This window comes from uncultured Veillonella sp. (assembly GCF_963551295.1).
In the GTDB taxonomy this organism is placed as follows: domain Bacteria; phylum Bacillota; class Negativicutes; order Veillonellales; family Veillonellaceae; genus Veillonella.
This window is the reverse complement of record NZ_CAUVFT010000044.1, coordinates 1-10,812: the sequence shown is the minus strand read 5'-3', so window position 1 is coordinate 10,812 and position 10,812 is coordinate 1. Positions and strand designations below refer to the sequence as shown.

The window sequence follows — 10,812 nt, the reverse complement described above, 5'->3', positions numbered from 1 at the left end:
GTATGAAAAATATGCACGTCAGTGGACTTCGGTACTGTGCCTAATTTTGGGTGACCCGAAGGATGAAGCGGCGGAGGTTAATTAACAGGAGGTGCCACAATGGCAGTAGTATCAATGAAACAATTATTAGAGGCTGGTGTACACTTTGGTCATCAGACTAGAAGATGGAACCCTAAAATGGCGAAATTCATCTTCACTGAGCGCAATGGTATTTATATCATTGACTTGTCTAAAACAGTTAAAAAAGTAGAAGAAGCTTACTCTTTCTTACGTGAAGTTGCTTCCCAAGGCGAAGTGATCTTGTTCGTAGGCACTAAAAAACAAGCTCAAGAAGCTATTAAAGAAGAAGCTGTCCGCGCTAACATGTTCTTCGTTAACGAACGTTGGTTGGGCGGTATGTTGACTAACTTCAAAACAATTGAAACTCGTATTAAACGTTTAAAACAATTGGAAGCTATGGCTGAAGATGGTACTTTTGAAGTATTGCCTAAGAAAGAAGTTATCGGTCTTCGTCATGAAATGGATAAATTGGAAAAATACCTTGGCGGTATCAAAGATATGCCTAAAATGCCAGGTGCTCTTTTTGTAGTTGATCCTAAAAAAGAAAAAATCGCTATTGCAGAAGCTAAAAAATTGGGTATTCCTGTAGTTGCAACAGTTGACACTAACTGCGACCCAGACGAAGTTGATTTCCCAATCCCAGCAAATGATGACGCTATCCGCGCTGTTAAATTGTTGGCTGGTAAAATGGCTGACGCTGTTCTTGAAGGTCGTCAAGGCGAATCCTTTGAAGAAGCATTAGATAACATGGTAGCTGATTCCGCAGAAATGGTTCGCGACGGTAAAGCTTAATCGTTGTCGTATTAGCATTTGAAAGATAAATCTATAACATATATAATTGGGGTAAGGACTATATCCTTACCTTAATTAATACTAGGAGGAACAAAATAATGGCAATTACTGCTGCTTTGGTAAAAGAATTGCGCGACATGACTGGCGCAGGTATGATGGACGCTAAAAAAGCATTGGTTGAGACTGACGGTAATATCGATAAAGCGGTTGACCTTCTTCGTGAAAAAGGTTTGGCTGCGGCAGCTAAAAAAGCAGGTCGTATTGCAGCTGAAGGTGTAGTACAATCCTACATTCATGCTGGTGGTCGTATCGGTGTTTTAGTGGAAGTTAACTGCGAAACTGACTTTGTTGCAAAAACTGATGATTTCCAAAACTTGGCACGCGACATCGCAATGCAAATTGCAGCTGTAAATCCTACATACTTGAACCGTGAAGAAGTTCCTACTGAAGTAATTGAACACGAAAAACAAGTATTATTGGAACAAGCTAAAGTAGAAGCTGAAGAAGACGTTAAAGCTGGTCGTAAACCAAAACCTGAAGCTGTTTTAGAAAAAATGGTTGCAGGTCGTATTGAAAAATTCTATAAAGAAAATTGCCTATTAGAACAAGTATTCATTAAAGATGGCGACAAAACTGTTACAGACATCATTAATGAAAGTATTGCAAAAATCGGTGAAAACATCAACGTACGTCGTTTTGTTCGCTATGGTTTAGGTGAAGGCATTGAAAAACGCCAAGATGACTTCGTAGCAGAAGTAATGGCATCTGTTGGTAAATAATTAATAAACAATAAGAGAACACCGTACAGTGTTCTCTTATTTTGCAATAGAGGAGTAAAAATATGGCAAAAAGAAACTTTCGACGTATTGTTTTAAAGTTGAGTGGTGAAGCATTAGCAGGTGAACAAGGTTTTGGTATTAATCCTGACGTTGTTGAAGAATTTGCAAAAGAAATTGCTGCATTAGCAAAATCCACTGATTTAGAAATCGCAATTGTTGTTGGTGGCGGCAACCTATGGAGAGGTTTAGCTGGTAGCAATCAAGGTATGGATCGTGCTACTGCTGACTATATGGGGATGCTAGCAACAGTGATGAACTCCTTAGCATTGCAAGATGCATTAGAGCAAGCTGGTGTAGATACACGTGTTCAAACAGCTATTGAAATGCAAGAAATTGCAGAACCTTATATTCGTCGTCGCGCTATTCGGCATTTAGAAAAAAAACGTATCGTCATTTTCGGTGCTGGTCTTGGTAAACCTTACTTCTCTACAGATACAACAGCTGCATTACGGGCCGCTGAAATTGAAGCCGATGCTATTTTAATGGCAAAGAAATTTGCTGATGGTGTATATGATTCCGATCCTAAGACGAATCCTAATGCCGTTAAATTTGATGAATTAACATATAATGATATCATTACAAAAGAATTGAAAGTTATGGATGCTACATCTACAACTTTATGTAAAGATAACAATATACCTATTATTGTATTTAGCATGGATATTCCTGGTAATATTACAAAAGCCGCTAAAGGTGAAGAAATTGGAACCATTGTTCGAGGAGAATAATTCATATGGAAATTAAAGAATTGTTACAACAAGCAGAAGACCGCATGAATAAGTCTATTGAGGCTTTAAAACATGAATTCGCATCTATTCGTACAGGCCGTGCTAGTGTAGCACTACTTGATAAAGTAATGGTTGATTACTATGGAAGTCCATCACCCATTAATCAAGTTGCTAATATTTCCGTGCCTGAACCTCGTATGATTGTGATTGCACCTTGGGATAAAACAATGATTGGTGCTATTGAAAAAGCAATTTTACAATCTGATTTAGGTTTGAACCCTGGTAATGATGGTGCACAAATTCGTTTAAGTATTCCTCAATTAACTGAGGAACGTCGTAAAGAAATTGTTAAAGTTGTTCATAAAAAAGCTGAAGATGCAAAAGTTGCAGTACGCAACATTCGTCGTGATGTAAATGAAGCATTAAAAAAAGAAGAGAAAGCTAAAACGATTACTGAAGATGATGCTAAAGACGGTTTAGATCAAATCCAAAAACTTACCGATGCTAAGGTTAAGCAAATCGATGAGTTAAAAGCAGTAAAAGAGAAGGACGTATTAGAAGTATAATGTTAGATTCTAATAGCCTTATTGGAATACCATGGCAGCTTGCAAGGTCTCGTTTGCAGGCTGCCCATATTCCTTTTAAGGTAATGATTGGTGGAGCCTTTAATCGCTTTTTTGAAATTGCGGATGAAGGATTTTATGTAGCACGTATTACAAAGGTTGATGAGTGTTTACATATACTACTATATAGACCAATGATTGCCAGCGACTTCGGAAATTCTGACGAGGTAGACTATGCTAAAGAAATTATTTAACCGTAACCAATCTGATACGCCTGTCATTGATAGCAATGTAATTCCAAAACATGTTGCTATTATTATGGATGGGAATGGACGTTGGGCTAAACGGAGAGGAATGCCTCGCTCTATGGGGCATCGTGCTGGTGCAGACGTATTAAAGCAAATTGTTATGGCTGCAGATGAAATTGGAATTAGAGCTCTTACGGTATATGGTTTCTCTACTGAGAACTGGAAACGTCCTGAACAGGAAGTTTCTTTACTTATGGCTCTCATAAAAGAATATTTAAACAATAATGTTAAGTATATGCATGAACATAATGTACGTATTCGATTTATTGGTTTTATTGAGGGGCTTTCAGAAGACCTACAAAAAATCATTCAAGATGCAGAATTATTAACTCAGAATAATACAGGCCTTACATTACAGTTAGCGATTAACTATGGTGGGCGTGATGAAATAGTTAGAACTATCCGCGACATTTCAAAATCCGTTACGGATGGCGTTATTACAATGAACAATATTACTGAAGAATATGTAGGTTCTCAATTATTCACTAAAGAGTTTAGTGATGTAGATTTATTAATTCGTCCTAGTAGTGATTTTAGAATTAGTAATTTTTTGTTATGGCAACTAGCCTATGCTGAATTTTGGTTTACCGATTTACATTGGCCAGATTTTACTAAGGAAACATTATTAGAAGCTGTTGCGGCATATCAGAAACGAGAACGCCGATTTGGTGGCTTAAGTGATGAGGAATAAAAAATGTTAAAAACACGTGTTATTACCGCTGTTATAGGTTTTATTATTGCCTTAGGGGCCATTACATTAGGCGGACCTATATATGATGTTCTAATTACACTTTTAGCTTTATTAGGGTGGCGTGAGTTTGTAATACTTGGTAAAGCTAAACGTGTTCGGATATCCATTATATGGGGCTATATTAGCATTTTATTGCTAATGATTGCTCTTGCATGTCATCAATATATTATAGCTATAGCTATTTTAGTATTAAGTTTATTTGCCAATTATATGTTGTGTACATTTGGTGAAACTAAGTACTCGATGTCTAGTGTATCCTTTAGTGTATTTGGTTTATTATATATTGCTATGGGTATGACTTCATTGCTCTTGATTCGTCATGACTCTATATACATGACTTTATCAATGCCTTTTGAGCTATATAACTGGGGAACTATTACACTTTGGTTATTATTGTTTACTACTTGGGCTAGCGATACCTTTGCGTACTTTTCAGGTCGAGCCTTTGGGAAATGTAAAATAGTACCATCCATTAGTCCTAATAAAACATTAGAAGGCTTTATTGGTGGCTTTATCGGCTGTATCATTACAGGTGTAGTATTTTCTTATATCGTTGGTATTCCTTGGTGGATGGGGATCCATGTAGGTACGATTAGCGGTATATTAGCACCTTTAGGTGATTTGTTTGAATCAAAGATTAAACGATTATGTAATGTAAAAGATTCTGGTACATTATTACCAGGTCATGGCGGTGTATTGGATCGCTTCGATAGCTTATTATTTGCAGCTCCTATTACATTAGTATATATATTGCTATTTTCGTACTAGTTTTATAGAGGTACACTTATGAAAAACCTAAGTATTATCGGCAGTACTGGCTCAATCGGTACACAGACGCTTGATGTGGTGTCTCAACATCCAGATCAATTCAAGGTGGTTGCCTTAGTGGCACATCATAATATTGACCTCTTAGAACATCAAATTAAAAAATATGAACCTTTAGTAGCAGGTCTTGTAGATGAAGGTGCTTTTAAGGAATTACAAGCACGCTATACAGGTCCTACAAAATTGATAGGTGGTAAGGAAGCCCTCATTGCAGCGGCAACGATTCAAGAAGCTACGATGGTTATTACTGCTATTGTAGGTGCTGCGGGTATTGAGCCCACAGTAGAGGCTATTAAAAAAGGGAAGACTATAGGTCTTGCTAATAAAGAAACTCTTGTTGCTGGGGGCCCACTAATTACGTCGCTAGCTAAAGAACACGGGGTTCAAATTTTACCTATTGATAGTGAACATAGTGCTATATTTCAGTGCTTAGAAGGGCAAGGTCATGACAATGTTGATTCTTTAATTGTTACTGCTTCTGGTGGCCCTTTACGTACATGGGACTCTAGTAAGATTCAAACTGCAACTGCTGCAGATTGTTTACGACATCCTACCTGGAATATGGGGAATAAAATAACTATAGACTCTGCCTCCTTATTTAATAAAGGATTAGAGGTAATAGAAGCTCATTGGTTATTTGGGTTTGATTTTGATCATATTGATGTAGTAGTACATCCTCAAAGTATCGTTCATTCTATGATTCGTATGAAGGATGGTGCGATATTAGCGCAAATGGGGAATCCAGATATGCGCGAGCCTATTCAATATGCTTTGACTTATCCAAAACGCGAAGCTTTAAGTATGAATCATCTTGATTTTACTCAAGCTCTACAATTGGAGTTTCTGCCTCCACGATATGACGATTTCCCTGCACTTCGTCTTGCTTATGAGGTAGGGCGTGCTAGTGGATTTAAACCGGCTGTATTTAATGCAGCCAATGAAACGGCAGTATATGCGTTTTTAGAAGATAAAATCGCTTTTGGTGATATTTATAAAGTCGTTTCTTCTGTTCTTGAATCTATGGGATCAGAAGATGATTTTACATTAGATAATTTATTATCCATCGATAGATGGGCCCGTAAAAAGGCAACATCATTGATGTTATAGGAGAATATATGATTACGGCATTAGCCACAATATTTGTATTTGGTTTAATCGTGTTTATTCATGAGCTAGGCCATTTTATTACAGCTAAGATGTCAGGTATGCAAGTTGATGAATTTGCTATAGGTTTTGGACCAGCCATATTTAAAGTACAAAAAGGGGAAACTTTATATTCTATTCGTATAATTCCTCTTGGAGGATTTAATCGTATTGCTGGTATGACACTTGACGAGCCTCTTAATGAACGCTCTTTTTATAATAAACCTGCGTGGAAAAAATTTATCGTTATTTCCGCAGGGGCTGTATTTAACTTTATATTAGCCATTGTACTTTTCTTTGGACTCAATGTTACTGTAGGAAATCTTACTTATACAAATGAACCTGTAATTGGTAACATTATTGCTGGTAGTTCTGCCGAACAGGCTCATTTAGAAGCTAACGATAGAATTATTACGATTGATGGCAAAAAAATTAGTACTTGGGATGATATTCGTCCTAGCTTACAAGGCACAGCAAACCATGGTGTAACTGTTGTTGTAGAGCGTGAAGGACAAACTATAGAAACTACGGTAATACCTAAAATGGAACAAGATAGTCCTAAGATTGGCATCTATCCTAGCTTTACTCGTGAAACTTATAGTATTGGTGAATCTTTGGGCCTTGCTATTAGCCGGACGGGGCAAACTATTGTTGCTATGGTCAGTGGGATTTACGATATGATTCGTGGCACACAAGCAGCCGAATTATCTGGTCCAGTAGGTATTTCGCAAATGGCAGGTACTATTGCACAATCAGGTTTTGCACCATTATTAAGCTTTGCTGCTTTTCTTAGTATTAACTTAGGGGTTATTAATCTTTTACCATTACCTGTATTAGATGGTGGTCATTTGATTATTATCTTGGCGGAAGCTATAACAGGCCGTAGATTACCTGCTAAAGCTTTAATGTATATTCAAATGGTTGGAGTTGCCTTAATGGTAGCATTATTCTTATATGTAACAACGCAGGATATTTTCCGTTTACTATAAGACAGATGGGAGATTACAATGATTGTACGTAAACCAACAAATGGTATCTATGTAGGTACAGTTAAAATCGGCGATTATGCACCGGTAAGTATTCAATCTATGATTACTACGGATCCAGTCCATACAGAGAAGGCAATTGCAGAAATTAATCGTTTAGCAGAGGCTGGTTGTGAACTGGTTCGTGTCGCAGTTCCTACAATGGCATCTGCAAAGGCTTTAAAAGCTGTTAGAGCCGGCATTTCAATCCCTTTGATTGCTGATATTCACTTTGATTATAGATTAGCTTTAGAAGCTATTGAAAATAATGTTGATGGATTGCGCATTAACCCAGGAAATATTGGTGGTGAAGATAAGGTTTTAGCCGTTATTGAAAAGGCAAAACCTAAACAAATCCCAATTCGCATTGGTGTTAATGCAGGGTCTTTACCAAAGCACATTCTCGATGCTCATGGCGGTCATCCTACTGCGGATGGTATGGTTGAAACCGCTTTAGAACATGTAAGAATACTAGAGAAACTTGATTATCGTCAAATGAAATTATCTATTAAAGCCACGGAAGTGCCTTTAATGGTAGAAGCATATCGTAAATTATCCGATAAGATTCCTTATCCGTTACATTTAGGTGTTACAGAAGCTGGTACTATTAAACAAGGCACTATTAAATCTGCTATGGGTATTGGTGCTTTACTTCTCGATGGTATTGGTGATACCTTACGAGTATCTTTAACGGGTGATCCAATTCATGAAATTGAAGTAGGCCGAAGTATTTTAAGTAGTTTAGGGTTAAGAAACTTTGGGGCCACTATGATATCTTGTCCTACATGCGGTCGCTGCCAAGTAAACTTGTTTGATATGGCTGGTATTGTAGAAGAACGTTTAGCATCCATTAAAGCGCCTATTAAGGTTGCTGTTATGGGGTGTGTTGTAAATGGTCCAGGGGAAGCTCGTGAGGCTGACTTTGGTATCGCTGGTGGTGATGGTCAAGGTATCATTTTCCGTAAAGGGGAAGTTATTAAAACTGTACCAGAAGCCGAATTAGTAGATACATTGTTTAGAGAAATTGACCAATATTTAGAAAATTTAAATGAGGAGTCTTTATGTTAGCCACTAAATTATATGCACCTACATTGCGTGAGGTTCCATCTGACGCTGATGTAGTAAGCCAACAGCTTATGCTTCGCGCTGGTTTTATGCGTAAAACTGCAAATGGTTTATATAGCTTTTTACCATTGGGTTGGAGAAGTATCAAAAAGATTGAAGCCATCGTACGTGAAGAAATGGATCGTGCTAGTGCTCAAGAAATTATGATGCCAATTTTACAGCCTGCAGAAATTTGGAAAGAGTCTGGCCGTTGGAAGGCATATGGCGCAGAAATGATGCGTATCAACGACCGTCATGATAATGAGTTCTGTCTAGGACCAACACATGAAGAGATGATTACAACTCTCGTTAAAAATGAGATCAATTCATATCGTCAGTTACCAGTCAATTTATATCAAATTCAAAGTAAATTCCGCGATGAACGTCGTCCTCGTTATGGTTTGATGCGCAGTCGCGAATTTATTATGAAAGATGCTTATTCTTTTGACGTAGATGAAGCAGGCTTAGAAGAATCTTATAAGTCTATGTACGATGCATATACTCGTATCTTTAATCGTTGTGGACTTACATTTCGTCCAGTAGAGGCTGATAGTGGTGCCATCGGTGGTAGTGGTACTCATGAATTTATGGCTATCGCTGAAGCAGGTGAAGCAGATATCGTATATTGTACTAAATGCGATTACGCTGCCAATATCGAAATCGGTAAGCCTGGCATCATAAAACAGGATGAAGAAGCTCTTCAAGAGTTATCCGTTGTAGATACTCCTAATGCTAGCACTATTGAAGCTGTTGCGGAAATGCTAAACCTACCACTACATAAAACTATTAAAGCTGTAGTGTTCTCTATTGATGGTAAAGTGGTATTAGCCATCGTTCGTGGCGATCATGAAGTAAATGAAGTTGCCGTACAACATGCCGTACTTGGTTCTGTAGAGCCTGAGATGGCTACATCGGAAGAATTGGAAAATGTAGGTTTAACAGCTGGCTTTATTAGTCCTGTAGGATTACAACAAACAGATGAATTTGCTATCGTTGTGGATGAATCTGTTATGGAAACTTACAATGTTTGTGGTGGCGCTAATAAAAAGGATGCTCACTACGTAAATATCAATCCTAAACGGGACTTTAATGTAGCAGACATTATTGTTGCTCCAATTCGTTTGATCACGAAGGACGATGTGTGTCCTAAATGTGGTGGTGCTTTAGAACATGCTAAAGGCATCGAAGTAGGTCAAGTATTTAAATTGGGTTCCAAATATTCTGAAGCATTACAAGCTACATTTTTAGATCAAAATGGTCGTCCTAATCCAATGATTATGGGTTGCTATGGTATCGGTGTATCTCGTACACTAGCTGCTGCTATTGAGCAATATCACGATGAAAATGGTATTATTTGGCCGCGTTCTATCGCTCCATTTGAAGCAGTTATTGTGCCAATTAATGCAAAAGACGAAGCATTAATGTCTACTAGTCATACTATTTATACTGCATTAAAAGATGCTGGTATTGATGTATTGCTTGATGATCGTAAAGATCGTGCAGGCGTTAAGTTTAAGGATGCTGATTTGATTGGTTATCCACTTCGCATTACAGTAAGTAAAAATACTCTTGAAAATAATGAAGTAGAAATTCAAATTCGTAAGTCTGGAGAAGCACTTCCTTGTGCTATTGATTCTGTAGTCACAAAAGTTACAGAGTTACTTCAAAACTTATAATAAAATTGCGATTCTAGTGAATGCTCATTAGGGTCGCAATTTCTCTTTATAAACTTGAATTAATGGACTAAATCAGTCATAATTAAATGATAGGATATTTATAATGGGAGGTAGTATATGCTTGTAGATTTTCATATGCATTCCGTTTTTTCGGATGGTGTTGAAACGCCTAAAGAGTTGTTACGTCATGCCTTAGACTGTAATGTATCTATGATGGCTTTAACCGATCATGATGAAATAGATGGCATTCAAGCATTGCGTGCTGCTCAAAAAGAATTAGATCCTAATGAATCTATTAAAATTGTAAATGGCTGTGAATTTAGTGCTGATTATAAAGATAAGTCCATTCATATTTTAGGGTATTGCTTTGATGAAACTAATAGAGAATTAAACGATTTTATTACTTTTTTTAAAAGAAAACGTGAAGAACGTATCGATGAAATCATTAGACGCTGTAATAATGAAGGCTATCACATTACAAAAAAAGAGCTTATCAAACAATTTCCTGATACTAAGGCTTATGGGCGTCCACATATTGGTAAACTTTTAATTGATGGTGGTTATGCTAAGGATATTAATGATGTTTTTAAAGGCATTTTACGAAAAGGTAGTCCTTGCTATGTGCCTAAGGTAAAAGTAGAGGTTCAACATATTATCGATATCATTCATAAAGCAGGTGGACTTGCCGTTATGGCTCATCCTAAATTGGTTACCAGTGATGAATATGTGTTGGAAATGTTAGATTATAATTTTGATGGTATTGAGGTATATCATTCAAAACATAATGATGATGATGTAGAAAGATATAAAGCATTAGCTAAGGATTATAACCTCTTTATTACGGGTGGTTCTGATTATCATGGGATTCCAGAAAAGAAACCTGATAAGTTTGGTGATTACTTAGTATCCGGTGAAGATGTATCAGAATTTATTAGTTTATTATAAATATGAGGTAGACTATGGAAGTCATTGCATTTGTAGGTAGTAGTGGCACAGGT

At 37.2% G+C, this 10,812-nt stretch carries 12 protein-coding genes; all 12 read left to right on the top strand.

The annotated features are described in order from the left end of the window. Positions 1 to 99: 99 nt before the first annotated feature. On the top strand, positions 100 to 852 hold the full coding sequence (rpsB, locus tag RYO55_RS09285; protein WP_295814132.1) for a 30S ribosomal protein S2: 753 nt from the start codon (positions 100 to 102) through the stop codon (positions 850 to 852). A gap of 98 nt (positions 853 to 950) precedes the next feature. Further along, on the top strand, positions 951 to 1,631 hold the full coding sequence (gene tsf / locus RYO55_RS09280) for a translation elongation factor Ts (RefSeq protein ID WP_004695689.1): 681 nt from the start codon (positions 951 to 953) through the stop codon (positions 1,629 to 1,631). A 62-nt stretch (positions 1,632 to 1,693) separates the two neighbouring features. Then, complete coding sequence (gene pyrH, locus RYO55_RS09275; protein ID WP_024066541.1) at positions 1,694 to 2,419, top strand: UMP kinase; 726 nt, start codon at positions 1,694 to 1,696, stop codon at positions 2,417 to 2,419. Between the two features lie 5 nt (positions 2,420 to 2,424). After that, the gene (frr, locus tag RYO55_RS09270) at positions 2,425 to 2,985 is read left to right on the top strand and encodes a ribosome recycling factor (protein ID WP_004695693.1); all 561 of its coding nucleotides are present in this window, start codon (positions 2,425 to 2,427) and stop codon (positions 2,983 to 2,985) included. Then, complete coding sequence (locus RYO55_RS09265; protein WP_314985236.1) at positions 2,985 to 3,236, top strand: hypothetical protein; 252 nt, start codon at positions 2,985 to 2,987, stop codon at positions 3,234 to 3,236. Before frr ends, RYO55_RS09265 begins: the two co-directional genes overlap by 1 nt. After that, positions 3,217 to 3,981, top strand: a complete 765-nt coding sequence (locus RYO55_RS09260) for an isoprenyl transferase (protein WP_308521096.1) — start codon at positions 3,217 to 3,219, stop codon at positions 3,979 to 3,981. Before RYO55_RS09265 ends, RYO55_RS09260 begins: the two co-directional genes overlap by 20 nt. Positions 3,982 to 3,984: 3 nt before the next feature. Next, on the top strand, positions 3,985 to 4,809 hold the full coding sequence (locus RYO55_RS09255; RefSeq protein ID WP_314985234.1) for a phosphatidate cytidylyltransferase: 825 nt from the start codon (positions 3,985 to 3,987) through the stop codon (positions 4,807 to 4,809). Positions 4,810 to 4,827: 18 nt separating this feature from the next. Then, complete coding sequence (locus tag RYO55_RS09250; protein ID WP_314985233.1) at positions 4,828 to 5,973, top strand: 1-deoxy-D-xylulose-5-phosphate reductoisomerase; 1,146 nt, start codon at positions 4,828 to 4,830, stop codon at positions 5,971 to 5,973. A gap of 8 nt (positions 5,974 to 5,981) precedes the next feature. Beyond that, positions 5,982 to 6,998 (top strand): RIP metalloprotease RseP, encoded by a 1,017-nt coding sequence (gene rseP, locus RYO55_RS09245; RefSeq protein ID WP_287501755.1) that lies wholly within the window; start codon positions 5,982 to 5,984, stop codon positions 6,996 to 6,998. An 18-nt stretch (positions 6,999 to 7,016) separates the two neighbouring features. Continuing rightward, positions 7,017 to 8,102, top strand: a complete 1,086-nt coding sequence (ispG, locus tag RYO55_RS09240) for a flavodoxin-dependent (E)-4-hydroxy-3-methylbut-2-enyl-diphosphate synthase (protein ID WP_287501753.1) — start codon at positions 7,017 to 7,019, stop codon at positions 8,100 to 8,102. Beyond that, positions 8,096 to 9,814: a proline--tRNA ligase gene (locus RYO55_RS09235; RefSeq protein ID WP_314985229.1), complete on the top strand. Its 1,719-nt coding sequence runs from the start codon at positions 8,096 to 8,098 to the stop codon at positions 9,812 to 9,814. The genes ispG and RYO55_RS09235 overlap by 7 nt, the downstream gene beginning before the upstream one ends. 117 nt (positions 9,815 to 9,931) lie before the next feature. After that, entirely contained in the window at positions 9,932 to 10,759 is an 828-nt protein-coding gene (locus tag RYO55_RS09230) for a PHP domain-containing protein (protein ID WP_295814158.1), read from the top strand. Positions 10,760 to 10,812 lie beyond the last annotated feature (53 nt).